The sequence below is a fragment of the Agromyces sp. NPDC004153 genome, from assembly GCF_053603635.1.
The window spans coordinates 1,996,319-2,022,049 of record NZ_JBSGFY010000001.1; the positions used below are offsets into that span (position 1 = coordinate 1,996,319).

The following is a 25,731-nucleotide window of genomic DNA, read 5'->3' on the forward strand; positions in this document are numbered from 1 at the left end:
AATGGGCTCACGGCCGTCGCCGGCCGACGACGCGAGGAGCATTCGATGAGCATCGACACCGCCGTCGACGCGGGCGCGATCGATCCCGAGGCCGTACGCGACGACCTGCGGCGGATGCTGCGCGCCGACCAGGTGCTGACGGATGCCGCGTCGCTCGACGCCTACGCGCACGACGACGCCGAGTGGGCGCCGTTCGAGCCGCCCCTCGCCGTGGTGCTCGCCGAGCGCGAGGAGGACGTCTCGGCCGTCGTGCGGCTCGCAGCGGCATCCGGCCTGCGCGTCGTGCCCCGCGGTGCTGGCACCGGGCTCTCGGGCGGGGCCAACGCGATGGCGCGATCGATCGTGCTGTCGCTCGAGCGGATGACGCGCATCATCGAGGTGAACGCCGCAGAACGGTACGCCGTGGTCGAGGCCGGCGTCATCAACGACACGCTCCGGGAGGCCGTCGCCGAGCAGGGGCTCTGGTACCCGCCCGACCCCGCGAGCTACCGCATCTCGACGATCGGCGGCAACGTCGCGACGAACGCGGGCGGCATCTGCTGCGTGAAGTACGGCGTGACCCGCGATTACGTGCTCGGCCTGCGCGTCGTGCTCGCCGACGGCGACGTCGTGTCGCTCGGCCGGCGCACGGCGAAGGGCGTGACCGGGTACGACCTGACCGCGCTCATGGTCGGGTCGGAGGGCACGCTCGGCATCGTGACCGAGGTGACGCTGCGGCTGCTCCCGCTCGGCGGGCGCGAGGACCGGGCGATCGTCGGATCCTTCGGCTCGCTCACGGCAGCCGGCGTCGCGGTGGCCGAGATCACCTCGGCGGGCATCGTCCCCTCGGCCCTCGAGATCATCGACCGCACGTGCATCGAGGCGGTCGACGCGTGGCAGGGCCTCGGCCTCCCGCACGGCGTCGACACCATGCTGCTCGCCAGGGTCGACGAGGTCGGCGCGGCCGGCGACGAGCTCGCAGCATCCGTCGTCCGCATCATGACCGAGGCGGGGGCGATGTCGGTCGAGCAGGCAGCGGATGCCGCGGACGCCGACCGGCTCTTCCTCGCACGACGCCTCGCGTACCCGGCGCTCGAGCGCCTCGGGCCCGTGCTCACCGAGGACATCTGCGTGCCACGCGGGCGCGTGCCCGAGATGCTCGCGCGCATCCAGGCGACGGCCGCCGCGAACGACGTCGTGATCGCGAACATCGCGCACGCGGGCGACGGCAACCTGCATCCGCTGATCATCGCGCCCGAGGGCGACGACGACGCCAAGGCGCGGGCGAAGCTCGCGTTCGACCGCATCGTCGACGACTGCCGCGAGCTTGGCGGCACGGTCACGGGCGAGCACGGCGTCGGCCTCTTGAAGCTGCCCGGCGCGAGAGCGGAGCTCGGCGATCGCGTCATCGAGCTGCATCGGTCGATCAAGCATGCGCTGGATCCGCTCGGGATCCTCAACCCGGGCAAGGCCTACCCGGCGTAGCCTCGGGGTCGGAGGGGAGCGCGATGGTCGGGGCGCCGGACGAACCGGAGGGGACGGCTGCCGAGCCCTCGACGCCGTCGACGCCGTCTGCGCCGTCGCGCGAGTCGTGGGTCACCGCCCGCTGGCGGGCGATCCGCGGGGTGTTCCGCCGTGAGACGCTCGGCAAGGACGCCGTGGCCGGCACCATCCTCGGCGTCGAGAGCGTGCCCGACGGGCTCGCGATCGGGTTGCTCGCGGGCGTCAACCCCGTGGCCGGCCTGTACGCGTTCCTGTTCGGCATGGCCGGGGCGGCGCTGTTCACGAGCAGCACCTTCATGGCCGTGAACGCGACCAGCGCGATGGCGCTCATCGTCGCCGACAGCGACGTCGGCGCCGCACCCGACCCCGATCGGGCGCTGTACACGCTCGCGATGCTCACCGGGTTCATCATGGTCGTCGCGGGCCTGGTCGGCGGCGGCCGCCTGCTGCGCTTCGTCCCCACGGCGGTGATGGTCGGCTTCGTGACGGCGGTCGGCATCAACATCGTCTTCGGCCAGCTCGCGAACCTCACCGGTTACACCGGGCGCGGGGCGAACCGGCTCGTGCGGGCGATGGACACATTCCTGCACCTCGGGCAGTTCCACGTGCCCACCCTCGTCGTCGGCCTCGTCACGATCGCCCTGATCGTCGTGCTCACGCGCACCCCGCTCGGCGCGCTCGGACTCGTCGTCGCGATCGTCCTCGGATCGGGGCTGGCCGCGCTCTTCACGTACGCGTTCGACTGGGAGGTGCTCACCGTCGGGGACATCGCCGACGTGCCGAGCGCCCTCCCCGCGCCCGTGCTCCCGAGCCTGGCCGACGTGCCCGACCTGCTGCTCCCCGCGTTCGCGCTCGCCTTCGTCGGCCTCGTGCAGGGTGCGGGCGTCGCGGGCAGCGTGCCGAACCCCGACGGCAGGCCGGCCGACGCATCGCGCAACTTCGTCGGCCAGGGCGTGGGCAGCATCGTGGCGGGGGTGTTCCGGGGCATGCCCGTCGGCGGGTCGACGTCCGCCTCCGGGATCCTCGTCGCCGCCGGCGCGCGGACCCGCCTCGCCCTGTTCATCGCGTCGACGGTCATGGCGATCGTCATCCTGGTGGCCTCGGGCGTCGTCTCCCTCGTTGCGATGCCCGCGCTCGCCGGCCTGCTCATCGTGGTCGGGATCCAGGCGATCAAGCCGCTGCGCATCCAGTCGGTCGTGAAGACGGGCGCGCTGCAGACGACCATCATGGCGGTCACATTCGGCCTGACGCTGGTGGTGCCCCTGCAGTTCGCGGTGCTCATCGGCGTGGGCCTCGCGATCATCCTGTTCGTCGCGCAGCAGTCGAACCGGCTGCGGGTGCGACAGCTCGAGTTCCACGGCGAGGGACGCATGCGCGAGACCGACCCGGTGCCCGTCGTCCCGCCGCACGACGTCGTGGTGCTGCAGCCCTACGGCAACCTCGCCTACGCGACGGCGCCGGTGTTCGACGAGCAGCTGCCGAAGGTCGACGACGCGTCGCGCGGTTCCGTCGTCATCTTCCGGCTCCGCGGGATCGACGAGCTCGGGCTGTCGCTCGTCGCGGTGCTCGGGCGGTACCTCGACGAGCTCGAGCAGCGCGGCTCGACGCTGTGGCTCGTGGTCGCGGGCGACCGGATCCGCAACCAGCTCGCCGCGGGCGGCCTGCTCGACCGCCTCGGTCCCGATCGCGTCTACGCGAGCTCGGAGTGGATCGGCGAGGCGGTGCACCGCGCGCATGCCGACGCCGAGACGTGGGTCGGCGAGCATCGCTGACGGCGCGGCATCCGTGGGCCCGGCATCGGGACGCGACGCGGGACGTCAGGGTTGCAGGAACCCGAGCAGCTCGGCGTTGAACCGCCCAGGCTGCTCGATGTTCGCGGCATGCCCGTCGCGCTCGATCACGGTCGACGTCCCGCGCGGGTTCAGGGCAGCGGATGCCGCGGCGTGCTCGGCCGGCCAGAACTCGCTCTCGGCGCCGGCGATGAAGAGCACGGGCACGTCCGCCGCCGCGACCGTGCTGCGCCAGTCGCGCTTGGCGTGGTCGTGGAGTAGCTCGAGCTCCGCCGCCGTGAAGGTGGGCTTGCCGCCCTTCGGCAGGTCCATCGCCTTCAGGACCCGGGCGATGCGCACGAGTCCCTTCGACTTCGCCGGGTGGCGCCCGGGGTCGGGGATGCCGGTCGCGAACATGGCATCGACGTTCGAGGCGTCGCAGTCGTAGAACCCGAACGGCCAGTCGGCCGTGTTCAGCATCTTCGGCGTCTGGTCGACGATGACGATGTCGCGGATGCCGCCGGTGCCGAACTGCCGCACGCAGGACCAGATCGCGTTGCCGCCCATCGACTGGCCCACGAGCGTGACGTCGTCGAGCTCGAGCTCGCTCAGGAGGTCGTGGATGTCGGCGCCGTGCCGGTCCATCGTGTGGTCGTCGGGGCCGACCTCCGAGGCGCCGTGCCCGCGCCGGTCGAACGCGATGACGCGGAGGCCCGCCCGGGCGAGCGGCTTGACCTGGTACGACCAGCTCGTCGCGGGGGCCTTGAACCCGGCGACGAGCACCACCGGGCGGGCCGCCGGGTCGCCCGTCTCGACGTAGTGCAGCCGGGTGCCGTCGGAGCTCGTGATCGTGGGCATCGTCGCCTCGTTCCTCGGGTGGGGCGGCCGGGGTGATCCGCGGTGCCCCCAGTCTGGAACCGAGCGAAAGTGCGGGCAAGCCCCTCAGCGGATCGGGTCGGCCTCGAGGTCGCGCACCGTGTAGAACTCCTGGTCCCAGAGCGCGTAGACGAGCCACGTGGGCAGCAGGTACGACTCCTGCAGGAAGTTCGCCTGCGACGCGTGGATGCTCCAGCCCTCATGCTTCTTCTGCACCTCGGCGGGCATCGCGACCTCGGGCTTCGGCTGGTTCGCCACGACGAACGCGCCCGTCTCGCCGCCGAAGATCGACAGCGCCGTCGACGGGCTGATCGTGTACACCAGGTGCTTCGGGCCGCGGTAGTCGCCGTCGGATGCCGCGAGCTCCGCGATCGCCCGCTCGGTGACCTCGCCCATCCGCATGTGGTCCGCGTGGCCGGTGGCGCCCGACTCGGGCCAGAACCCGACGACGACGTCGGGCCGGACTCGCTTCATCTCGGCGACCACCTTCTCGACGAGCTCGTCCTCGTCGACCTCGGGCACGCCGCCGTCGGGGTAGTCCCACACGACGTGCCGGTCGACGCCGAGGTTCCAGCTGTTCTTCAGCGCCTCGGCCCTGCGGATCTCGCCGAGGTCGGACTGGCGGCCGACGGGCGGCGACTGCTCGCCCGCCTCGCCCCGCGTCGCGGTGATCATCGCGGTGTACGCGCCGTCGTCGCGCTTCGCGCGCCAGAACAGTCCGTTCACGGTCTGCTCGTCGTCGGGGTGGGCGAACACGCCGAGCACGCGCGTGCCGCCGAGCTCGCCGACCACGGAGTCGACGCCTCGGGCGGTCGGCTCGTAGAAGAGGTGGCGTCCCGCCCAGTACACCCCGCCGACGAGGACGGCGAGGACGGCGGCAATGACGAGGAGCGCGACGGTGCGCTTGCGCATGGGCAGGGCTTTCGGGTTCGGGTCGGGGTCGCGGCGCGCCGATGAAGGGAGGCCCGCCGCGGGGAGGGGCGACGAGCATGCTAACCCGGAGCGCGGCGAACGCCGAATCATGCTCGGCTTCGCGGGATCCCGGCGGGATCCGGGCTCCGCGAGCAGCGCTCGGGTCAGGCCTTCCGTTCGCTCCGGCGACGGTCGATGAGGAACTTCGCAGCGAGCCAGCCGAGCAGCGCCGTCGTGAGCCACACCACCACGGCGGCGAGGATCCACACCGCGACGCCGTCGAAGCTGAGCCCGTCGGAGAGGAGGGTCGCGAGCCACAGGGCGAGGAACGTCGACGCCAGGCCGGCGATGCCGGCGACGGTCGGCGCCGACCGGTGGAAGATGCGCTCGATCAGCCACTCGATCACGGCCTGCGCGGCGGCGAACACGAGGATCGCGACGATGAACCCGGTCGCATGCACATGGAAACCGGGGATGAGCAGCGCCGCGAGGAGCAGGCCGAGCGCGGCCGCGCCGAGGAAGACGGCGATGCGGATGAGGAAGCGCACCATGAGCGGAGGGTATCGAACGCGGCATCCGACCCCTTGGCGTGGCGCGCCGCCGCGGTGGAAGATGAACGGGTGACGCCACGACGGGGAGCGGCATGACCCAAGCCGGACCGAACCGGGCCGCCCGCCGTGTCCAGGGCGTGTACTACACGCTCATGCTCGGGAACACGCTGGCGGCCTCGTTCATCTGGGGCATCAACACGCTGTTCCTGCTCGACGCCGGGCTCTCGAACCTCGAGGCGTTCGCCGCCAATGCGTTCTTCAGCGCGGGCATGTTCATCTTCGAGATCCCGACGGGTGTGGTCGCCGACACGGTCGGGCGCCGGGCGTCGTACCTGCTGGGCACGCTGACGCTCGCCGTGACCACCGTGCTGTACTGGCTGCTCTGGGTCTGGCAGTCGCCGTTCTGGGCCTGGGCGATCGTGTCGGTGCTGCTCGGACTCGGCTTCACGTTCTTCTCGGGCGCGGTCGACGCGTGGCTGGTCGACGCGCTGCACGCGACCGAGTACCGGGGCAGCCTCGAGACCGTCTTCGGCCGCGCGATCATCGTCGGCAACGTGGCCATGCTCGGCGGCTCGGTGCTCGGCGGCATCGTGGCGCAGCTGACGAACCTCGGCGTCCCGTTCCTGCTGCGGGCCGGCATCCTCGTCGTGATGCTCGTCGTGGCCGCGCTGCTCATGCGCGACCTCGGGTTCACGCCCGAGCGCGGCGCCGGGCCGATCAAGGCCACTGGCAACGTCCTGCGCGCCTCGGTGAAGTACGGCCTCGGCAACCCGCCCGTGCGCTGGCTCATGCTCGCGACGCCGTTCACGGCCGGCGTCGGGATCTACGCGTTCTACGCGCTGCAGCCGTACCTGCTCGAGCTGTGGGGCGACGAGGAGGCCTACACGATCGCGGGCCTCGCCGCCGCCCTGCTGTCGGGCGCCGGGATCGTCGGCGGCATCCTGGCACCCCGGGTGCGCCGGCTGTTCCGCAAGCGCACGTCGACCATCCTGCTCGCCACGCTCTCGAGCACGGCCGTGCTCATCGCGCTCGCCTTCACCACGAACTTCTGGGTCGCCGTCGTGCTCATCGCCGCATGGGGCGTCGCGTCGTCGATCGACGACCCGGTGCACCGCGCCTACCTCAACGACATGATCCCGTCGAAGCAGCGTGCGACGGTGCTCTCGTTCGACTCGCTGCTCGGCAGCGCGGGCGGCGTGGTCTTCCAGCCGATCCTCGGCCGGTCGGCGGACCTCGGCGGTTACGGCGCCTCGATGCTCTGGAGCGGCGTCATCACGGCGTTCGCCGCGCCGTTCGTGCTGCTCAGCCGTCGGCAGCAGTCGCCGGCCGACACCGCGCGCACGGTCACGCAGGCGGCCGAGACGGGCGACGAACCCACGGCGGATGCCGCGGCGCCGCCAACGGCGTGACGATCCGGTCACGAAGCCCCGTGCCCCTTTCGGGGGCCACCGATCGTCGCTAGCATGTCCGGACACGGGCGCCGCCGCCGGCGCCCCGACGGCGGACGACGGGTGGGGGTGCGGGGATGCGCAAGGCGTGGCTCGCGAGCCTCGGAGTCGCGGTCGCGGTCGGCGCCGCCGCCTTCGTCGGAGCCGCCGCGGCCACCACGGGCGCGCCGGTCTTCTACGACGCGCGCCACCTGGCGCCCGCCCCGACCGACGCCGGCGGGTACGACGTGTCCGCAGGCGCGGATCCGGGCTCGACGACCGACGGCGCCGTCGACGAGGCGGATGCCGGCGGCGCGCCGGTCGCGTCGAACGGACCGACGGCGCCCGATCGCGCATCGGGAGCGACCCCGGCCACGCCGACGCCCGCCCCCATGCCGACCCCGGCGCCCACGCCCGGCGCCGACGACCCCGGTCGCGCCCACGGGGTGCCCGACGTCACCGTGCCGCCGACGCAGGCCGAGCGCGACTCCTGGCTCGCGTTCCAGCAGGTGCTCCGCGACTGCATGGCCGACGCGGGGCACGAGTACCTCTACTGGGAGTGGTGGAACCCGGGGCCCGACACGTCGAACCGGTTCCCGGCGATGCCGCCCGACCTGTCGCTCGGCGAGGTCGGCCGGTGGCAGGCCGCGCTCGAGTGGTGCAGCGACCAGGCGGGTTCGATGCGCTCGGGTGTCGCACCGCCGCCCGCCGACGGCATCGGGATCGAGACCGAGGACTGACCCGGCAGGCGAGAGGCCGCGGCCGCCCGGTCAGTCAGTGCATGTTGTCGTTGCCGAGGACATGGACGGCGTAACCGTGGCATCCGGCGTCCTCCCAGCGGTAGGCGGCACCGGTGCCCGCGTCGCCGTACATGGCGACCCACCAGGCGTCCGTGCCGTCGTCGAACTCGCCGAAGCCCTGCTCGGCCAGGCACGAGCGGATCTCGTCCTGGAACGCCGCCATCTCCTCCTCCTCGGTCATCGCGTCGGGGTCGGGCGCGGGCACCGGCGCCGAGAGCGGGGTCCCTGCTGCCCGGGCGACCGCCACGGCGTGCTCCCCCACGCCGAGGCAGCCGCGCTGCTTCCAGTCCGAGGCGGGCACCGACCAGTCGTCGCGAGCCTCGCCGTAGAACGCGTTGAGCCAGATGATCGACTGCTCGAAGCTCAGCCCTCGCGGCTGTGAATCCTGATTGAGCCACGGGGCCGCGGGCACGTACGTCACGCCCTTGCCGGCCATGCACTCGGCGATGACCTGCTCCCGGCCCATGTACTCCTCCTGGCCCTCCACCGTCGAGAGGTCGGAGATGGGCACCTCCATGGCCAGGGCATCGACGGTCGAGGCATCCGACTCTCCAGCGTCGAGGTCGACGGTCTCGCCGTCTGCTGCGACGTCGTCGCCGGCGAGCTCGAACCAGGACGTCCCGAACGCGCCGAAGGCCGTGAGCGCGACCGCCGCCGCGCAGACCAGGATGCCGCCCATCGCGATCGGAGCGGCCAGTCGCCTGACGTTCATTCGCCGTCCGCGGGCCGAGCGGCTGCCTCGGGCTCGGCCACGGCCTTCGGTGCGGTCCACCACGCGGCCATCGAGAGGAAGAAGAGCACGGCAGCGCCAGTCGCGACCCGGTTCAGCAGCACCATCTGCGCCGTAGAGGTCGAGAAGTACGCCGTGAAGCTCACGCTCGTCTCCATGAGCGCGTAGGTGCCGAACCGGATGAGCAGGTAGGCCGCGATCGCGAGCACGAGCCCGGCGAACGCGCGTCGTCGGGCGACCATGAGCAGCCACGACCCGACGAGCGCGAGGACCAGGCCGACGACCGAGAGCTCGGCGACGTCGGCCGCGCCGCGCCAGTCGCCGATGAGCATGCTGCGTGCGACGCGCCAGACGATGAACCCGCCCCAGGCGACGAGTGCGATCGCAGCGAGGTGCGCGAGGGCCGGCATCGCGAGCGGGAACGTGCCCCTCGGGGCGCCCATCGCGGCGCGGCGCAACCGTGCGCCACGCCAGGCGAGGTCGGCCGGGATGCCGCGGATCGCCCGTCCGAGGATCGAGGCCGTCGCACGGGCACCCGAGTGCTCGCGTTCCTCGTAGAGGTCGGAGGCGACTTCGGCCCGGCGTTCGGCCGCGACGCCGTCGGCCAGGTCGGCGGTGTACCACCGGCACCAGGCGAGCACCGTCGCGTCGACGCGGCCCGCGGCCCGGTGTCGAATGCGAGCGGATGCCTCGAGCCCGAGCCCGCCGTCGGGTTCGAGCGTGACGGTGGTCATGCGAACGCCGTCCTCGGGTTCGGTGCGAGCGCGGTGCGCTGCTCGGTCTCGGCGCGACAGGCGGCGACGCCGGCGCCGGTCACCCGGTAGAGCCGCCGTCGAGGCCGGCCCTCGTCGGCGGCGATACCCGGGTCCTCCCATTCGGATTCGACCAGGCCGCGTTCGGCGAGGCGGCTGAGCGCCTTGTAGAGGGTGCCGTGCGCGGTGAGCGCGGTGGCTCCCGCCCGGTCGGCGATGCGCTTGGCGAGTGCGAAGCCGTAGAAGTCGCCGTCTTCCGCCTGGAGCTCGATCCCGGCGCCGAGGATGTCGACCTCGAGGTCGACCAGCCGCCCTTCCCGTCTGCGTGGCATGGGTTCAGTGTAGGAAGATATCGTCCAGATGTATAGGAAGATATCTGCCGAAACTATAGGAAGATACCTGCCCATATGCTAGCGTCCCCCCGAGTCGCCTGATCGGCGGCCCAGACGGAGCCGTCCCATGGGGCGGCTCGGAAGGGGAACGACATGCACACCAAGAGGGTGGTGTTTCGAGCGATCGCCGGGGTGGCCTTGACGGCGACGCTCACCGGGGGAACGGCGTGGATGGCGGGCGCGGCCGACGCGGGCGGGCCGGACCCCGTCGCCGCGACGTCAGGACCCGCGGTGATGAGCGAGGTCCTGGCCGCCGAGGCGAGCAAGGTCTCGAACGCGGCGACGGCGGCGGACGCGGGGGCGACGTCGCACGATGCGGGCCCCGACCACTGCGAGGACTGGAACCTCGCCGTGGACTACCGCGAGCGCCCCGACCGGTCGACCGCGGAGGCCACCGCGTTCGACCTGGTCTTCACGAATGTCGGGTCGCGACCGTGCTCGTTCGACGGATGGCCGGGCCTGGTCGCGGAGGACGCCGAAGGCGCGACGCTCACGTGGGCGCTCGCCTCGGGAGCGACGAGCACGCTGGCGGTCCTCCCGCCCGACGGCGGCCAGGCCGTCGCCGAGGGGACGGCGGCCGTCCCGTCCGCGGTGGGCTGTGCTGCGGCGACCTCCGATCACCTGCGCGCCTACATCTCCTCGGACGGAGCCGGCGGCGGAATCGTCGATGACGCCCAGGTCGCCGTCTGCACGGACGGAACGTGGTCGCTCCGGCTCGGACCGCTGGACGCCCTGCACGGCGCACCGGGTGAGGTCACCACGCCCGAGGAGCCGACGCCGCTCCCGGCCAAGTGCCAGGACGAGCAGCTGACCCTCGAGTTCGTCTCCCGGCCCGACCTGTCGGTCGTCGGGGCATCCGGATTCGAGCTGGTCTTCACGAACGCGACGGACACGCCGTGCTCGATCTGGGGATGGCCCGGTCTCGTCGTGGAGGCGGCCGACGACGCCCGGATCGGGCGGTCGTGGGCGGTCGGCGACGACCTGGGCGAACCGTTCGTGCTCGCGAACGGCGACGCCGCCGTCGTGCTCGGCACGGCGCCCGACCCCGCCGCGTGGGGCTGCGAGGCCGTGACCGCCGACCACCTGCGGGCCTACGTCACGTCGGACGGTGCAGGGCCCGGCGTCGTCGGCGCCGCGCCGATCCCGGTCTGCGCCGACGGGTCGACGGTGCTCGAGATCGGGGCGTTCATCCCGGCCTGAGTTCAGTCGCCGAGCGTGATGACGGCGCCGTTGAGTTCGCTCGCGGCGCCGTTCCACATGTCCACGACGGATGCCGCGAGCTGCTCCTCGAGCCCGGCGAGCGACCGCACGCGGAAGATCACGGCGGCCCCGCCGCCGGGCTCCACGGGCTGCCGTGCTCCGGCGGCGTCGACCGGTCGCGGCGCGAAGCCCTTCGCGAGCGAGCGCATCCACGACTCGCTCGCGGCCTTGACGGCCGCGTAGTTCGCGTTGCCGGTGGTCGGGTTCTCGACCGTCGTCGAGGAGACGATCGCGATCCGTCCGGCGGTCGACGTGATCATGTCCTGCCAGAACGCGCGGCTCACGTAGCGGAGGGCCGTGAACGACCGCTCGAGCACGCGGTAGTCCTCCTCGGTCTGGCCCATGATGCCGCCGCCGCCGCGCCAGCCGCCGACGAGGTGGATCACGCCGTCGATGTCGCCGGTGCGTGCGCGCACGCGCATCGACAGCTCGAGGACGTCGTCGCCGTCGGTCAGGTCGGCGTGCTCGCCGAGGACGCCGGGGAGCTCCTGCTCGAGCGCCCGGATGCGACCCTCGTCGCTGCCGACGGCGACCACGTTCGCGCCCGCGTCGAGCAGCGCCCGAGCGACGGCCCGGCCGGCCGCGCTCGTCGCCCCCGCGATGAGCACGGTCCGGCCGGCGACCGCCACGTCAGGCCTCCGAGGCGCCGGTGATGCCGACCGTCGACTCGATGACCGGCTTCATCTTCTTCTCGAGCGCCTCGTAGAACATCGAGAGCGGGAACTCGTCGTCCATCACGAGGTCGGTGTAGCCCTTCGGCGGGCCGGCGAGCACCTCGCGCGGCAGGCCCTCGGCCCACACCGACGCCGGGTTGGGCGTCAGCACGCCGCGGACGAGCTCGTAGGCCGCGAGCCAGTGCGCCGTCTTCGGGCGGTCGATCGACTTCCAGTAGAGCTCGTCGATCGCGTCGCCGAGCTCGACGACCGCGTCGGGTACGGCCGACCAGTCGAAGCTCAGCGAGACGTCGGTCCACTCGAGCACGTGCTTCTGGTGCAGCCACGCGAAGAGCAGCTGGCCGCCGAGGCCGTCGTAGTTCCGCACGCGCGACCCCGTGATCGCGAACCGGAAGATCCGGTCGAAGATCACGGCGTACTGCACGAGCTTCGCGTGCTCGAGCAGCTGCTGCTCGACCTCGGAGAGCGGGGCCGCCGCGGCATCCGTCGTGCGGGCCCGCAGCTGGCGCTCGATCTTGACCGACTCGCGGAACGCGGTGAGGTCGCAGCGCAGCTCCTCGAGCGAGTAGAGGAAGAACGGCATGCGCTGCTTGATCATGAACGGGTCGAACGGCAGGTCGCCGCGCATGTGCGTGCGGTCGTGGATGATGTCCCACATCACGAACGTGCGCTCGGCGAGCTCCTGGTCGTCGAGCAGCGCCGCGGCGTCCTCGGGCAGCTCGAGCTTCGTGATCTCGGCGGCGGCGCGCACCACCCGGCGGTAGCGCGCCGCCTCGCGGTCCTGGAAGATCGCGCCCCAGGTGAAGGGCGGGATCTCGCGCATGGCCACGGTCTCGGGGAACAGCACCGCCGAGTTCGTGTCGTAGCCGGGCGTGAAGTCCACCAGGCGGAGCGAGACGAACAGCTTGTTCGAGTAGTCGCCCGCCTCGAGCGCGGCGATGAACTCGGGCCAGATGGTCTCGACCACGAGCGCCTCGACGTGCCGGTCGGCCGAGCCGTTCTGCGTGTACATGGGGAACACGACGAGGTGGCGGATGCCGTCGACGCGGTGCCGCTGCGGCTGGAACTCGACGAGCGAGTCGAGGAAGTCGGGCACGCCGAAGCCCTCGGCCTGCCAGCGGCGGAAGTCCGCGACGGACGCCGCGAGGTACGCGCGCTCGTGCGGGAACCGCGGCGCGAGCGCCTCGATCGACTCGACGACGGCGTCGACGAGGGCGGATGCCTCGGGCCGGTCGGCCTCCTCGGGGACCGAGCCGTCCTTCACCTGCAGCGCCTGCAGCTTCGTGGCCGACTCCTTCAGGCGGAGCCATGCCGGGTCCGACTCGACGCCCTGCGCGAGCGCGATGTCGGCTGCGGTCACGTCGTCCTCGAGGACCTCGGGTTCGCCGATGATGGCGTCGATCGTGATGTTCGACATGTGAACCTCCGTTCCCCGTGGGTGCGTGGGCGCGGTCGCGAGTGCGACCTCGATGCGGCCGGATCGGCCGCTGTTCCAAGGCTAGACGCAGGCTTCCCGCGATGTGTTGCGGTCGACTGCGGCTTTCTTGCGTGCACGCGTGATCTCGCGACGGACTCCGCCACCTCGCGCACGCCTCCGCCGCGCCGACGGTCAGGGTGCCCGCCCCCTCCGCTCGGAGCATACGCCTGCGGTCACCACTGAGAAAAGCTCAGGAAAGCCGGTAGCGGTTCGGGGTGGCACCCCGGATCCGGCGTCCCCGGGGCATCCGTAGCTTCACGAGTACCCCACACCCCCGTGGACCCCCAACCAGGAAGGACAGGAACCATGAATGCAAGGACGGCGGCACCGGTCATCGCGATCGCGTCGCTGGTGGTTCTGATGAGCGGCTGCGCCGGCGTGGCCGCACAGGGCGGACAGGTCCGCGACGACCTGCGCCCCGCGGCGAATGCCGCAGCAGTGATCGGCCTCGGCCGTGGCGAGGTCATCGTGCGCGACGACCTCTCGCCGACGCGAGTCGAGAACCGCATCACGGCCCGCATGGCCGAGCAGGCCGCGCAGGCGCCGCGCGAGTTCAGCGCGGACGCCCTCCGCGAGCTGCACTCCCAGCCCGTGGTGCAGGGTCCGGTCGAGTTCAGCGCCGATGCCCGCCGTGAGCTGCACTCCCAGCCGGTGCTGCAGCAGAGCGCGCGCGAGTTCAGCGCCGATGCCCGCCGTGAGCTGCACTCGCAGGCCGTGACGGTCGAGCAGAAGCCGTTCAGCGCGGACGCCCGTCGTGAGCTGCACTCGCAGGCCGTGACGGTCGAGCAGAAGCCGTTCAGCGCCGATGTCGTCCGCGAGCTCAAGGGCAGCACGCAGTCCGGCGTGAGCGCCGCGGACATGCAGGGCACGCGGCTCAGCGAGTACGCCGAGGCGCACGCCGCCGCCGACGTGACCGCTGCCGAGATGCAGGGCCAGCGCCTCAGCGCGTACGGCCAGGCGCGATCGGATGCCGCGATCCGCGAGCTGAAGGGCAGCGCCCCCGTCGTGGTGCAGGACGACGTCTCGCCCACCCAGGGCAGCGACCTCGCACCCACACCCACGCCTCAGGGCGACACGGTCGACGACGACCTGTCTCCCATCGGGGGCCGGTTCTGAACGGGCGGCACCCCCGCGGTCCGTTCACGGGCGCGGCGAGATCGGAGACGACTCGCCGCGCTCGTTCGCGTGCCGGGCGGTGCCGGTAGGGTGCCGCACATGGGTCACGCCACGGATGCCGCGAGTGACACGGATGCCGCGTCGCTCACCGCCGAGGCGGTGCAGGACGCCCTCGCCCGACTCGCCTCCCCCGAGCGGGCCGCCGGTTCGGCGCGGTTCTTCAAGACGGGGCCGGGCCAGTACGGCGAGGGTGACGTCTTCATCGGCGTGACGGTGCCCGACACGCGCACCGTGGTCGCCCGATTCGCCGACCTGCCGCCGCACGAGGTCACCCGCCTCCTGGCGAGCGACGTCCACGAGCACCGCCTCGCCGCGCTCCTCATCATGGTGCGGCGGTTCCAGGTCGCCGGCCGGCCCCGCACGCGCGACGACGCGGAGCGCGCCGCACTCCACACCGGCTACCTCGACGCGGTGCACGCAGGGCGCGTGAACAACTGGGACCTCGTGGACAGCTCGGCCGAATGGCTGGTCGGGGAGGTGCTCGTGGACGCCCGACGGGGCGACGACCCGCTGCTCGACCGGCTCGCGGCATCCGCTTCGCTGTGGGAGCGCCGGGTCGCCGTGCTCGCGAGCTTCGCCTTCATCAAGGCCGGGGACGCGGCGCCGACGCTGCGGCTCGCGGCCCGGCTCCTCGACGATCGCGAAGACCTCATGCACAAGGCGGTCGGCTGGATGCTGCGCGAGGTCGGCAAGCGCGTCGACCGCGGCGCGCTCACGGCGTTCCTCGACGAGTACGCCCCGCAGATGCCGCGCACCATGCTGTCGTACGCGACCGAGCACCTGTCCCCCGAGGACCGGCTCGCCTATCGCGCGATGCGCCGCGCCGTATGACGTCGGATCACGGTTGCGTCACCCGATGACGACTCGCCCGTCGTCGGTCGTTGACAGCCGTTCGGCGCGCTGCCAGTATGCGGAACGGCCATTCGTCCACCAAGATCGCGAGGAACGCTCACATGACTGATTCAGTACCTCCCCCGGCATCGCAGCCCGAGCCCACTCCGGCCGCGACGCCGGCTCCGGCTCCGGCCCCTCCCGCTCCCGCTCCCGCTGCCGCCGCGGCTCCCGCGCCGGCGACCGGGGAGAAGTGGAACGTCCTGTCGATCGTCGCGTTCGTGATCGTCTTCCTCGGCTTCAGCCTGATCTCGATCATCCTGGGCTTCATCGGCCTCAACCAGATCAAGAAGACCGGCGAGCGCGGCCGGGGCCTCGCCCTCTGGGCGATCGTCCTGGGCTTCGTGACGATCATCATCGGCATCATCGTCTGGATCGTCGTCTTCACGGCGCTCATGGCGAACCCGAACATCACGGTCCAGTAGCGGACGACCACGAGTCCCCGGTTCCGCACGCGGTGCGGACCGGGGACTTCGTCGTGTCGGGGCCCGCGATTCGCTCGCCGCGCCGGCACTGCCACGGCGGCGAACGCCGTCGCCCCGATCGGGGCCGTTGACACCCCGACGACGCGGCTGCCACGATGCAGATCAGCGACCGTCAGCCATCACGCAGTGGAGGGCCAATGTCCGATTACGCTTCGCCCGACTACGACCAGCCGCCGGCATCCGCCGCGACCGGCAAGTGGAACGTGCTCTCGATCGTCGCGTTCGTGATCTCGCTCCTCGGGTTCAACATCATCGCGGTCATCCTCGGCTTCATCGCCCTCAACCAGGTGGGCAAGAGCGGCGACCGCGGCAAGGGCTTCGCCAACGCGGCGATCATCATCGGCCTGGTGACGATCATCCTCGGCATCATCTGGGGCTTCTTCGGGCTCGCCTCGTTCATGGCGAGCGCCTAGCCCGGCCATCCCGAGACGACGAGACCCCGCCCGGCGCGTTCGCGCGGACGGGGCTCGAGGCGGTGACGCGGCTCAGCCGACGCGAGCGCCCGCGCCGACGGGATCGGCGTCGGCCGACGGCGCGGCCGGCTCTGCCGTCGCGGTCGTCTCGGTCGCGTGCTGCTCCGCCGTCGCGGCCTTCGCTGCCCGACCTGCGGGCAGCAGCATGGCGACGAGCGCGGATGCCACGAGCACGGCCGCTCCCACGAGCACCGCGGGCTGGGCGCCCACCGCGTAGTCCACCGGCGTGAGCTGGCCGCCCGCCCCCGTGAACACGGCCGTGGACACCGCGATGCCCAGCGCCACGCCGACCTCGCGCAGCATCGAGTTGGTGCCGCTCGCCTTCGCGTGGTCGTCGGGCACCATGGTGGCCAGCACCGCGGTCGACGAGGGGGCGAACACGAGCCCCATGCCGACGCCGGCGATCACGAACGGGGCGATGTAGGTCGAGTACTCGACCGAGGCGTCGAGCAGACCCGACAGCCAGAAGAGGGCGCCGCCGAGCAGCAGCAGGCCCGACACGATGAGCGCGCGCGTGCCGACGCGAGGCGCGATGAGGCCCGCGAGCGGGGCGACCACCATCGGGGCGAGCGTCCACGGCGAGGTCTGCAGCGCCGCCTCGAGCGGCGTCGCGCCCTGCACCACCTGCAGGAACTGGATCAGGATGAAGATCGACCCGAACGCGCCGAAGCTGAAGCCGAATCCGGCGAGGTTCGCCACCGAGAAGCTGCGGTCGCGGAACAGCCGCAGCGGCAGGAGCGGTGCCGTGGCGCGCCACTCCCAGGCGACGAACGCGGCGAGCAGCACGCCGCCCGCGATCAGGCTCCCGAGCACCTCGAGGCTCTCCCAACCGGCCTCGTTGCCCCGGACGATCCCGTAGACGAGGGCGAGCAGGCCGACACCCGAGAGCACGAGCCCGATCACATCGGCGCGCAGGCGGGCGCCGAAGCTGTTCGGCAGCGCGAGCAGCGCGAGCGCGACCGAGACGACGCCGACGGGGACGTTGATCCAGAAGATCGCCTGCCAGGCCCAGCCCTCGAGCACGGCGCCGCCGATGAGCGGACCGGTCGCGACGCCGAGGCCCGCCACGCCGCCCCAGATGCCGATGGCGAGCGGACGCCTGGCGACCGGCACGTTGCCGGCGAGGAGCGTGAGGGAGAGCGGCATGATCGCGGCCGCGCCGAAGCCCTGCAGCGCGCGGGCGGCGATGAGCTGGCCGGGGTCGGCGGCGAGGGCGGCGAACGCCGAGCTCAGCGTGAAGACGACGATGCCGATGAGGAACAGGGTGCGGCGCCCGTAGCGGTCGCCGAGCGCGACGGCCATGAGGATCGAGCTCGCGAACGCGAGGGTGTAGGCATTCATGAACCACTGCAGCTCCTCGACGGATGCCCCGAACTCCGCGTGCAGCACGGGCAGCGCGTTCGTCATCACGAGGTTGTCGAGGGTGGCCATGAACATCGGCAGCGCGGTCGCCACGAGGACGAGCCAGAGCGGGCTCGGCCGGCGGCCGGCGGCGGACCGCGTGCGCGGCCCGGGTGCGGCATCGAGGACGGTGGACACGTCGGCTCCTTGAAGTTGTTATCGGATGATTACTTGGACTGTAGTAATCGACTGATAACATGTCAAGCATGACGATCCAAGATGTCGCGCCGGCCGCTCGCATGAAGGCCGCCGACCGTCGGGAGCTGATCCTCGCGGCGGCCACGGCCGTGTTCGGCGCCAAGACCTACGTGGGCACCACGACCGACGAGGTCGCCCGCGCCGCCGGCGTGAGCCAGCCCTACGTCGTGCGGCTGTTCGGCACCAAGGAGAAGCTGTTCATCGCGGTCATCGAGCGCGCCTACGCGCGCCTCATCGACGAGTTCCGCCGTGCGCTCCCGGGCGACGTCGAGGGTCGGGCGGGGCGGATGGGCAGCGCGTACACGGGCCTCCTCGCCGAGCGCGGCATGCTCCCGGTCATCGCCAACTCGACGGCGCTCGGGGGCGAGCCCGAGATCGGGCGAGTGGCCCGCGCCGGGTTCAGCGACATCTGGCGCTTCATCCGCGAGGAGGCGGGCTTCTCGGCCGAGGAGACCCGCGAGTTCATGGCGACCGGCATGCTCATCAACGCGATCGTCGGTCTGCGGCTCACCGGCGACTACGGCAACGAGGTCTCGGCCACCGAGGTGCTCGAGGCATGCTTCCCCGACGCCGTCGAGAAGGTTCGCGCGTTCCTCCCCGAGGTCGGCGAGCCCTGGTGAGCGGCGGCGACTAGCGCGTCGACCGCAGCAGCGAGATCCCGTACGCGGTGATCCACGCGAACCCGAGGGCGACGCCCACGAACAGCCGCACGCTCATCCCGGGCCCGAACGGCAGGCAGAGCAGCAGGCACGCCACGCCGATCACGCGCGACCAGATCGCCGCCGCGCGGTGCCCCTCCCACGCCAGCCGTCGCGCGACGACCCACGTCACCGCCACGAGCGCGAGGAACGCGAGCGGTGCGGCGAACGCGTGCACCGTCCCGTGGAAGGTCCACTCGGTCGGGTAGCCGTCGGGCGTGCCGACCGGGAACCCGAGCGCCGGGTCGGCGGTGAAGGCGCCGCCGAGCACGAGGCCCACGCCGTAGAGCGCGAACAGCACGGGCGCCCAGGTCCGGCCGGGCCCGTCGCCGAGGCTCCGGCGAGTGCCGACCGCGAACGCGAGCATGAGCACTCCCGCGACGATGAAGTTCGCGATCTGGATCCAGCCGAGATCGCCGAGCGAGAGCAGGCTGAGCGGATGCCGCGTCAGGTCGAAGCCCTCCCGCGTGAGCACCTGCACGAGGCCCACGGCGACGAAGAGCGGGCCCGAGACGACGCCTGCCGTCACGAGTGCCCGGGTCGTGCGATCGCCGGCGTGCGCCGGTCGGCGGTCCACGGTGCTCGGGGCGACCCGGGTGGTCGCGGTGTCGGTGCGGATGTCCATGGCGTCGTTCCTTCCGATCGTGACCCGGTCGATCGATCGGGTCGTTCACCATGGCGTCGCGGCGCGGCATCCGTTCTCGACATCGATCTCGGAATTCTTCGGACGCATGTCGAGAACGGCGTCGAGCCGCCGACGCTATCGTGAGGGCGAGCCGACCGAGCACGCCGCACCGAGGAGGGATCCCATGCGCTACATGTGCCTGATGAAGTCCAGCGAGTCGAACGGCGAGACGCCCCCGGCCGTGTACGAGGCGATGGCGGAGTACGACCGCTGGGGACGGGCGAACGGCGTGCTGATCGACAGCCAGGGGCTGCTGCCGAGCGACGCCGGCGCGATCGTCTCGCTCGTCGACGGGAACATCAAGGCCGTCGACGGTCCGTTCACCGAGGCGAAGGAGCTCGTCGGCGGCTACGCCGTCATCGAGGTCCGCTCGTACGACGAGGCGCTCGAGCTCGGTCGCCGGCTGATGCAGATCCACAAGGACAACTGGCCCGGCTTCGAGGGCAGTGTCGAGATCCGGCAGATCGCCGAGTTCTGACGCTTGCACCCGCGCGGCGCGCGTGGTCTCATGCTCGCGTGGGCGACGAGACGACGCGCGCCGCGATCGAGGCCGTCTGGCGGCTGGAGTCGACGCGGCTCATCGCCGCGCTCGTGCGCATCGTGCGCGACGTCGGCCTCGCCGAGGACTTCGCGCAGGACGCGATCGTCGCCGCCCTCGCGCAGTGGCCGGCCTCCGGCATCCCCGACAACCCGGGAGCATGGCTCATGACCACGGCGAAGCGTCGCGCCGTCGACGCGTTCCGCGCCCGCGCCAAGCACGACGCGGCCGCGGCGGCGCTCGCGCGCGAGCTCTCCGCGGCGGTCGTCGAGGACCCCGGCGCGGGCATCGACCACGTCGAGGACGACGTGCTGCGCCTCATGTTCATCTGCTGCCACCCGGCACTCACGCCGGAGGCGCAGACCACCCTCACGCTCAAGCTCGTCGCCGGCCTCTCGACGCGCGAGATCGCGCGGGCGTACCTCGCGCCCGAGGCCACCATCGCGCAGCGCGTCTCGCGGGCCAAGCGCACGCTCGCCGAGGCACGCGCCGCGATCGAGGAGCCGAGCGGGCCCGAGCGGGCCGAGCGACTCGAGACCGTGCTCGGCGTCGTCTACCTGCTCTTCAACGAGGGCTACTCCGCCACCGAGGGCGACGACTGGATGCGCCCGGCGCTCTGCGACGAGGCCGTCCGGCTCGGCCGCATCCTGACGGCGCTCGTGCCCGACGACCCCGAGGTCCACGGACTGGCTGCGCTCATGGAGCTGCAGTCGTCGCGGCTCGCCGCGCGAGCGGGTCCCGACGGCGAGCCGATCCTGCTCGACGCGCAGGACCGCGGGCGGTGGGATGCCGCGCGCATCCGCCGCGGGCTCGACGCCCTCGCCCGGGCCGACGCGCTCCTGGCGGCAGTGGGTCCCGACGCCGAGGCCGGCCCGTACGCCCTGCAGGCGGCGATCGCCGTGGAGCATGCGCGCGCGGCATCCGTCGACGACACCGATTGGGACCGCGTCGCCGAGCTCTACGAGCAGCTCGGGCGCCGCACCGGCTCGCCGGTCGCCGAGCTCAACCGGGCGGTGGCGCTCGGGCGGGCGCGCGGACCGGCCGCCGGCCTCGCGCTGCTCGACCAGCTCGACGACGTGCCCGCGTTGCGCGGCTACCACCTCGTGCCGAGCGTGCGCGGCGACCTCTACGAGCGGCAGGGCCGCGGCGCCGAGGCGGCGGCGGAGTTCGAGCGTGCTGCGTCGATGACCGCGAACGAGCGCGAGCGGCAGCTGCTGCTGCGCCGGGCGGATGCCGCACGGGGATCGGGCTAGAGCAGCTTCTGCTTGTGCATCGACGCGGTCTCGTAGCCGAGCTCGTCGTAGAGGCGGATCGCCGGCGTGTTGTAGGCGAACACGTTGAGCCGGATCGACGCCGCGCCCTGCGACCGGGCCACGTCCTCGGCCAGGAGCATCGTGGCGCGACCGATCCCGCGACCGCGGAACCGCTCGTGCACGGCGACGTCCCACACCCACCAGCTCGACGCGTCGCTCGACGGCCCGATCCAGAGCCATCCGGCATCCTCGCCGTCGACCTCGACCGTGAACAGGAAGTGGCCGGCGACCAGGCGCCCGCCGGGGAAGAACTGCCCCTCCGAGAGCTTCCGCGCCTCCGCCGCCTGCTCGGGCGTGTCCCCCGCGCGCATCCGCGCCGCCTCGTAGGCGGCCATCGCGATCGGCAGCCACGCTGCGGTCGCCTCGTCGGACTTCGGGACGAGTCGGATGTCGGGAGTCGTCATCCGCCCATGCTCGCACGCACCACCTCCGCATCGTTGAACCAATCGGTTCAGTGTTGTACGCTGCAGGCATGGCAGCCGGACCGCAGACGGTGGACGAGTACCTCGCCACCTTCCCCGACGACGTGCGCGACGTCCTCGAACAGGTGCGCGCCGCGATCCACGCGGGCGTGCCCGACGGCGAGGAGAAGGTGCGGTACGGCATCGCCGCGGTCATGCTCGGCGGGCGCTACGCCATCCACTTCGCGGGCTGGAAGCACCACGTCGGCCTCTACCCGGTGCCGCGGTTCGACGGCGCGCTCGAGGACGAGATCGCGCCGTTCCGCGCCAAGACCGACTCGGTGAACTTCTCCTACGCGAAGCCCGTGCCCTACGAACTGATCACGCGCGTGTCGGCCGAGATCGTCCGGCAGCGACGCGAGGCCGAGGCGTCCGGCGACTGACGTCCGGCCCACGGCGACCGCGTGCGACCGCGTGCGGCGCGTGCATCCGCGTGCGCGAAGATGGAGCGATGACGAGAACGGTGCAGGGCGCGAAGGTGCTCATCACGGGCGCAGCCGGCGGCATGGGACGCATGTACGCCGAGCGCGCGGTGGTCGAGTACGCGGCATCCGTCACCCTGTGGGATCGCGACGCGGCGGCCCTCGCGCGAGCCGCGGACGAGCTCGGCGCGCTCTCGCGCGGACGCACCGCCGTGCGGTCGTACGTCGTCGACGTCGGCGACCTGGGCGCGATCGCGAAGACCGCCCAGCGCGTGCGGCGCGAGGTCGGCAATCCCGACGTGCTCATCAACAACGCCGGCATCGTGCGCGGCAACCGCTACTTCTGGGAGACCGACAACGGCGAGGACACGCGTCCGACCATGCAGGTCAACGCGCTCGCCCCGATGTACATCACGCGCGAGTTCATCCCCGGCATGATCGCGAACGCCTACCGGCCGTCGCGCATCGTGAACGTCGCGTCGGCGGCCGGCACGCTCGCCAATCCGCGCATGGCCGTGTACGCCGCGTCGAAGGCTGCGCTCATCGGCTGGAGCGACTCGCTGCGGCTCGAGCTCGAGCAGGCCGACCACGGCAACGTGAAGGTCACGACCGTGACGCCGAGCTACATCTCCACGGGCATGTTCGCGGGCGCGAAGGGGCCGCTGCTCGCGCCGGTCCTCGAGCCCGAGGTCGTGGTCGACCGGGTGTGGCGGGCGATGCTCGCCGGGGCGCCGCTCGTCGAGCTGCCCTTGAGCGTCGGACTCTCCCGCGCGTTGCGCGGCATCCTGCCGACCCGGGTCTTCGACCGGATCATCGGCGACGGGTTCGGCGTCTACCGCTCGATGGAGCGGTTCACCGGGCGGCGCTGACCCTCCGAGGAGCGCACGCGCACCGGCACCGGGCGCGAACGGAGCCGCTGCGCGACGACGCCGAACAGCATCGGCACGGCGAGGCCGGCGGCGCAGATCGCGATCAGGAGTTCCGTGGTCATGCCGAGACCGTACGCGCGCAAGCTGGGCGTCGGCCGCGAATCGGCGGGGTGCCGGCCGAGCGCGGCGTGCCGGCCGAGCGGCGACGGTTCCACGACTCGCGTCAGTCGTCGCCGCCGTCGTTGCCGCTGTTCCCGTTGCCGTTGTTGCCGCTGTTCCCGTTGCCGTTGTTGCCGCTGTTATTGCCCGGTCCCTTGTTGGGGTTGTCCTCGTCGGGGTCGGGGTCGTCGTCGCCCTCCTGCGTGGGCTCCGTCGTGGGCTCGGGCGCCGGCGTGCCGGCCACGTCGGCCGCCTCGAGGTCGGCGCGCACGACGTCCATGGCCGTGAGGATCTCGGCCTCGCGCGCGGCGTCGATGCTGCCGTTCTCCGCGGCCGTGGCGACGTCGCGCTCGAGCAGGGCGAGCTCGGCGAGGGCGCCGGCGTAGTCGCCGGCCGCGGCGCGCTCGGAGATCTGCACGACCGAGGCGTGCATCGCGGCCGCCGTGTTCTCGCTCGAGGCGGCGCACGCCGACAGGCCGAGCGCGAGCCCGGCCGCCAGCACCACCGCGGGCAGAGCCGTTCGCCGGTGGAGCTTCCCGAGGCGCATCATCCGCCACCCGTCACGGCCTGGTCGAGTTGCTCGAGGTGCACGCCGAGGTCGCCGGGCACGGCGGGCAGCGGCTCGAGCTCGGGGGCCGTCGTGGGCGCGCTGAGCGCGCCGATGATGATCCAGGCGGCCACGCCCAGCACTGCGAGGAGCAGCCCGATCGCGATCAGCGGGCGCAGCGAACGGCGTTCGCCGTCGCGGGTGGCGCGGGCCTGCGCGCGCAGCTCGGACCTCGATGGCGCGGCCTCGACACCGGGCCTGGCCGCGGCGGGCGTGGCGAAGAACGAGCGGTCGGGCGCGGGCAGCACTCGCGTGGCGGCGGTGGCGTCCGCCGCGTCGACGGGGGTCGCGGCGACGGGCGTGACCAGCACCGTGTCGTCGGAGGTCGCGGCGGCGGGCGTCACCCCCACGGTATCGGGCCGTGCGGCATCCGTGAACGCGATCGTCGGTGCCGTGACACCGTGGTCGTCGGATGCCGTGGTGTCGAGCTGCGTGGCGGCCACGGCGACCTCGAGGGCCGTCGGCCGGTCGGCGGGCTCGCGCGCGGTCATCGTGCGCAGCAGCGCGACCCAGTCGGGGCCGAGCGATTCGGGGATCTCGGGATCGCGTGCCAGCCGCGCGCTCGCGGACTCGACGGCCGGGCCTGGGAACGCGGTCACGCCCGTGCGCGCCTCGAGCACGAGCAGGCCGAGCGAGTAGACGTCGGCGGCGGGCGTCGGCGGGCGACCGTTCACCTGCTCGGGGCTGAGGTAGCCGGGCGTGCCGACGAGGAGTCCGGTGCGGGTGAGGCGCGCGTCGTCGATGAGCCGGGCGATGCCGAAGTCGGCCAGCTTGGCGTTCCACGTGCGGGTGGGCAGGTGAGCCGGCTCGAGGAGGACGTTCGCGGGCTTCACGTCGCGGTGCACGATGCCGCGGTCGTGGATCACGTGCAGCCCCTCGGCGAGGTCGGCGAGCACGCCCGCGGCATCCGCCTTGCCGAGCGGGCCGAGCTTCAGGGCCTCGCGCAGGTCGCGCCCGTCGACGAGCTCCATGACGAGGAACTCGCGACCGGTGTCGTCGTCGCGCGCCGCGTCGTACAACCGCACGAGCGCGCGATGCGAGAGGCTCGCGAGCAGTGCGGTCTCGCTGCGGCGCCGCTCGGCGTCGTCGATGCCCTCGGCCGCCTCGGCGAACACCTTCACCGCCACGGGTCGCCCCAGCGACAGGTCGACGCCGCGGTAGACGGTCGCCATGCCGCCGCGGCCGATGAGGTCGTCGATGCGGTAGCGGCCGCCGAGCGTGGCGCCCGCGAAGGGGTCGCCCTTCACGCTGCTGGGGGTGGTCGTCACGCTTCCGAGGGTAATCGCCCCGCCTGAGAGCCGCCCAGCTCCCGGCGGGGATTGGCACGCGCCATCCGCTCTGCTACGGCGAGCGCGGGCAGCCGGCGCCGGATGCCGCGTCGGTGCGGCGACTCAGCCGAAGATCATCGGCTGGTCGTCGTCGGCCCGCGACAGGGCGAGGTCGACGAGCACGGGCACGTGATCGCTGGGCGCGGTGCCCTTGCGCTCGTTGCGGTGGATGGAGGCATCCGTCACGGCCTCGGCGAACGTCGCCGAGCCGAGGATGAAGTCGATGCGCATGCCCTCGTTGCGGGGGAATCGCAGCTGCTTGTAGTCCCAGTACGTGAACAGGCCCTCGGGCACCCGCGACCGCACGACGTCGCTCACTCCGGCGTTCTCGAGCGTGAAGAACGCCTCGCGCTCGGGCGGGGAGACGTGGGTCGTCTGGCCGACGATGACCGTGGGGTCGCCGTTGTCCACGTCGAACGGCGCGATGTTGAAGTCGCCCACCAGCGCGAACGGGACCTCGGGGAACGAGGTGGTCTGCTCGCGGGTGTACTCGGTGAGGGCGGCGAGCCAGTCGAGCTTGTAGGCGTAGTGCGGGTCGCCGAGCGCCCGGCCGTTGGGGACGTAGAGGCTCCAGAGCCGCACGCCGCCGACCGTGGCGCCGATCGCCCGTGCCTCCTGCGGCTGGTCGGGGCCCTCGACGCCCTTGGCGAAGCCCGGCATGCCGGGGAACGCGGTCTCGACCGACTCGATCGGCATCCGGCTCGCGATGGCGACGCCGTTCCACTGGTCGAAGCCGTGCAGGACGAGCTCGTAGCCCGCCTCCTCGAAGCGCGCCGCCGGGAACTGCTCGGGCTTGCACTTGATCTCCTGCATGGCCAGCACGTCGACGTCTTCACGCACCATCCAGTCGACGACGCGGTCGACGCGGGTGCGGATCGAGTTGACGTTCCAGGTGGCGAGGCGCATGCAGCCAGCCTATGCGGCG

At 72.3% G+C, this 25,731-nt stretch carries 29 protein-coding genes; 14 read left to right on the top strand and 15 right to left on the bottom strand.

Going from position 1 to position 25,731, the window contains the following annotated elements:
• Positions 1-45 precede the first annotated feature (45 nt).
• On the top strand, positions 46-1,464 hold the full coding sequence (locus ACWEOH_RS09320) for an FAD-binding oxidoreductase (RefSeq protein ID WP_452030271.1): 1,419 nt from the start codon (positions 46-48) through the stop codon (positions 1,462-1,464).
• A 23-nt stretch (positions 1,465-1,487) separates the two neighbouring features.
• Positions 1,488-3,254, top strand: a complete 1,767-nt coding sequence (locus ACWEOH_RS09325; RefSeq protein WP_452030273.1) for a SulP family inorganic anion transporter — start codon at positions 1,488-1,490, stop codon at positions 3,252-3,254.
• A 45-nt stretch (positions 3,255-3,299) separates the two neighbouring features.
• On the opposite strand, the gene ACWEOH_RS09330 is transcribed toward ACWEOH_RS09325, so the two are convergent.
• From ACWEOH_RS09330 to ACWEOH_RS09340, 3 genes are all read right to left on the bottom strand, one after another.
• Positions 3,300-4,109, bottom strand: a complete 810-nt coding sequence (locus ACWEOH_RS09330; protein WP_452030275.1) for an alpha/beta fold hydrolase — start codon at positions 4,107-4,109, stop codon at positions 3,300-3,302.
• Positions 4,110-4,193: 84 nt separating this feature from the next.
• Positions 4,194-5,039, bottom strand: coding sequence for a PIG-L deacetylase family protein (locus ACWEOH_RS09335; RefSeq protein ID WP_452030277.1), 846 nt, complete (start codon positions 5,037-5,039; stop codon positions 4,194-4,196).
• A 164-nt stretch (positions 5,040-5,203) separates the two neighbouring features.
• The gene (locus ACWEOH_RS09340; RefSeq protein WP_452030278.1) at positions 5,204-5,590 is read right to left on the bottom strand and encodes a phage holin family protein; all 387 of its coding nucleotides are present in this window, start codon (positions 5,588-5,590) and stop codon (positions 5,204-5,206) included.
• Positions 5,591-5,682: 92 nt separating this feature from the next.
• Between ACWEOH_RS09340 and ACWEOH_RS09345 the strand changes: the two genes are divergently transcribed.
• Together ACWEOH_RS09345 and ACWEOH_RS09350 are read left to right on the top strand one after the other, a co-directional pair.
• Positions 5,683-6,999, top strand: a complete 1,317-nt coding sequence (locus ACWEOH_RS09345) for an MFS transporter (protein ID WP_452030280.1) — start codon at positions 5,683-5,685, stop codon at positions 6,997-6,999.
• Between the two features lie 116 nt (positions 7,000-7,115).
• Entirely contained in the window at positions 7,116-7,757 is a 642-nt protein-coding gene (locus ACWEOH_RS09350; protein WP_452030282.1) for a hypothetical protein, read from the top strand.
• A gap of 34 nt (positions 7,758-7,791) precedes the next feature.
• On the opposite strand, the gene ACWEOH_RS09355 is transcribed toward ACWEOH_RS09350, so the two are convergent.
• From ACWEOH_RS09355 to ACWEOH_RS09365, 3 genes are read right to left on the bottom strand one after another with little or no spacing between them, the layout of a single operon-like run.
• Positions 7,792-8,529, bottom strand: coding sequence for a hypothetical protein (locus ACWEOH_RS09355; protein WP_452030284.1), 738 nt, complete (start codon positions 8,527-8,529; stop codon positions 7,792-7,794).
• On the bottom strand, positions 8,526-9,281 hold the full coding sequence (locus ACWEOH_RS09360; protein ID WP_452030286.1) for a hypothetical protein: 756 nt from the start codon (positions 9,279-9,281) through the stop codon (positions 8,526-8,528). Before ACWEOH_RS09360 ends, ACWEOH_RS09355 begins: the two co-directional genes overlap by 4 nt.
• The gene (locus ACWEOH_RS09365; protein WP_452030288.1) at positions 9,278-9,631 is read right to left on the bottom strand and encodes a PadR family transcriptional regulator; all 354 of its coding nucleotides are present in this window, start codon (positions 9,629-9,631) and stop codon (positions 9,278-9,280) included. The genes ACWEOH_RS09360 and ACWEOH_RS09365 overlap by 4 nt, the downstream gene beginning before the upstream one ends.
• Before the next feature lie 153 nt (positions 9,632-9,784).
• Between ACWEOH_RS09365 and ACWEOH_RS09370 the strand changes: the two genes are divergently transcribed.
• Entirely contained in the window at positions 9,785-10,891 is a 1,107-nt protein-coding gene (locus ACWEOH_RS09370) for a DUF4232 domain-containing protein (RefSeq protein WP_452030290.1), read from the top strand.
• 2 nt (positions 10,892-10,893) lie between these two features.
• Here ACWEOH_RS09370 and ACWEOH_RS09375 read toward each other — a convergent pair whose 3' ends face one another.
• A complete protein-coding gene (locus tag ACWEOH_RS09375; protein ID WP_452030292.1) occupies positions 10,894-11,580 on the bottom strand; it encodes an SDR family NAD(P)-dependent oxidoreductase in 687 nt (228 codons plus the stop codon).
• A gap of 1 nt (position 11,581) precedes the next feature.
• Complete coding sequence (locus ACWEOH_RS09380; protein ID WP_452030293.1) at positions 11,582-13,042, bottom strand: DUF6421 family protein; 1,461 nt, start codon at positions 13,040-13,042, stop codon at positions 11,582-11,584.
• 366 nt (positions 13,043-13,408) lie between these two features.
• Between ACWEOH_RS09380 and ACWEOH_RS09385 the strand changes: the two genes are divergently transcribed.
• The 4 genes from ACWEOH_RS09385 to ACWEOH_RS09400 all read left to right on the top strand — a co-directional run bounded on the left by ACWEOH_RS09385 (position 13,409) and on the right by ACWEOH_RS09400 (position 16,067).
• A complete protein-coding gene (locus ACWEOH_RS09385; RefSeq protein ID WP_452030295.1) occupies positions 13,409-14,218 on the top strand; it encodes a hypothetical protein in 810 nt (269 codons plus the stop codon).
• A gap of 99 nt (positions 14,219-14,317) precedes the next feature.
• Positions 14,318-15,109: a DNA alkylation repair protein gene (locus tag ACWEOH_RS09390; RefSeq protein ID WP_452030297.1), complete on the top strand. Its 792-nt coding sequence runs from the start codon at positions 14,318-14,320 to the stop codon at positions 15,107-15,109.
• Between the two features lie 122 nt (positions 15,110-15,231).
• Complete coding sequence (locus ACWEOH_RS09395; RefSeq protein ID WP_452030299.1) at positions 15,232-15,594, top strand: DUF4190 domain-containing protein; 363 nt, start codon at positions 15,232-15,234, stop codon at positions 15,592-15,594.
• A gap of 197 nt (positions 15,595-15,791) precedes the next feature.
• The gene (locus tag ACWEOH_RS09400; RefSeq protein ID WP_452030301.1) at positions 15,792-16,067 is read left to right on the top strand and encodes a DUF4190 domain-containing protein; all 276 of its coding nucleotides are present in this window, start codon (positions 15,792-15,794) and stop codon (positions 16,065-16,067) included.
• Positions 16,068-16,139: 72 nt separating this feature from the next.
• Here ACWEOH_RS09400 and ACWEOH_RS09405 read toward each other — a convergent pair whose 3' ends face one another.
• Positions 16,140-17,666 (bottom strand): DHA2 family efflux MFS transporter permease subunit, encoded by a 1,527-nt coding sequence (locus ACWEOH_RS09405; protein ID WP_452030303.1) that lies wholly within the window; start codon positions 17,664-17,666, stop codon positions 16,140-16,142.
• A 68-nt stretch (positions 17,667-17,734) separates the two neighbouring features.
• Between ACWEOH_RS09405 and ACWEOH_RS09410 the strand changes: the two genes are divergently transcribed.
• Positions 17,735-18,346 (top strand): TetR/AcrR family transcriptional regulator, encoded by a 612-nt coding sequence (locus tag ACWEOH_RS09410; protein ID WP_452030304.1) that lies wholly within the window; start codon positions 17,735-17,737, stop codon positions 18,344-18,346.
• 10 nt (positions 18,347-18,356) lie between these two features.
• On the opposite strand, the gene ACWEOH_RS09415 is transcribed toward ACWEOH_RS09410, so the two are convergent.
• On the bottom strand, positions 18,357-19,049 hold the full coding sequence (locus ACWEOH_RS09415; RefSeq protein ID WP_452030306.1) for a DUF998 domain-containing protein: 693 nt from the start codon (positions 19,047-19,049) through the stop codon (positions 18,357-18,359).
• Between the two features lie 184 nt (positions 19,050-19,233).
• On the opposite strand from ACWEOH_RS09415, the gene ACWEOH_RS09420 reads away from it, so the two are divergent.
• Together ACWEOH_RS09420 and ACWEOH_RS09425 are read left to right on the top strand one after the other, a co-directional pair.
• Positions 19,234-19,587, top strand: coding sequence for a YciI family protein (locus ACWEOH_RS09420; RefSeq protein ID WP_452030308.1), 354 nt, complete (start codon positions 19,234-19,236; stop codon positions 19,585-19,587).
• A gap of 38 nt (positions 19,588-19,625) precedes the next feature.
• Entirely contained in the window at positions 19,626-20,900 is a 1,275-nt protein-coding gene (locus tag ACWEOH_RS09425) for an RNA polymerase sigma factor (RefSeq protein WP_452030310.1), read from the top strand.
• Here ACWEOH_RS09425 and ACWEOH_RS09430 read toward each other — a convergent pair.
• Entirely contained in the window at positions 20,897-21,364 is a 468-nt protein-coding gene (locus ACWEOH_RS09430) for a GNAT family N-acetyltransferase (protein WP_452030312.1), read from the bottom strand. The genes ACWEOH_RS09425 and ACWEOH_RS09430 overlap by 4 nt on opposite strands.
• Positions 21,365-21,432: 68 nt before the next feature.
• On the opposite strand from ACWEOH_RS09430, the gene ACWEOH_RS09435 reads away from it, so the two are divergent.
• Together ACWEOH_RS09435 and ACWEOH_RS09440 are read left to right on the top strand one after the other, a co-directional pair.
• Complete coding sequence (locus ACWEOH_RS09435; RefSeq protein ID WP_452030314.1) at positions 21,433-21,804, top strand: iron chaperone; 372 nt, start codon at positions 21,433-21,435, stop codon at positions 21,802-21,804.
• A 68-nt stretch (positions 21,805-21,872) separates the two neighbouring features.
• The gene (locus tag ACWEOH_RS09440) at positions 21,873-22,712 is read left to right on the top strand and encodes an SDR family NAD(P)-dependent oxidoreductase (protein WP_452030316.1); all 840 of its coding nucleotides are present in this window, start codon (positions 21,873-21,875) and stop codon (positions 22,710-22,712) included.
• Here the strand turns inward: ACWEOH_RS09440 and ACWEOH_RS09445 are convergent.
• From ACWEOH_RS09445 to ACWEOH_RS09460, 4 genes are all read right to left on the bottom strand, one after another.
• Positions 22,676-22,834 (bottom strand): hypothetical protein, encoded by a 159-nt coding sequence (locus ACWEOH_RS09445; protein WP_452030318.1) that lies wholly within the window; start codon positions 22,832-22,834, stop codon positions 22,676-22,678. The genes ACWEOH_RS09440 and ACWEOH_RS09445 overlap by 37 nt on opposite strands.
• A gap of 101 nt (positions 22,835-22,935) precedes the next feature.
• Positions 22,936-23,421 (bottom strand): hypothetical protein, encoded by a 486-nt coding sequence (locus tag ACWEOH_RS09450; RefSeq protein WP_452030320.1) that lies wholly within the window; start codon positions 23,419-23,421, stop codon positions 22,936-22,938.
• Positions 23,418-24,746, bottom strand: coding sequence for a serine/threonine-protein kinase (locus ACWEOH_RS09455; protein ID WP_452030322.1), 1,329 nt, complete (start codon positions 24,744-24,746; stop codon positions 23,418-23,420). Before ACWEOH_RS09455 ends, ACWEOH_RS09450 begins: the two co-directional genes overlap by 4 nt.
• 123 nt (positions 24,747-24,869) lie before the next feature.
• On the bottom strand, positions 24,870-25,712 hold the full coding sequence (locus ACWEOH_RS09460; protein ID WP_452030324.1) for an exodeoxyribonuclease III: 843 nt from the start codon (positions 25,710-25,712) through the stop codon (positions 24,870-24,872).
• Between the last annotated feature and the right edge of the window lie 19 nt (positions 25,713-25,731).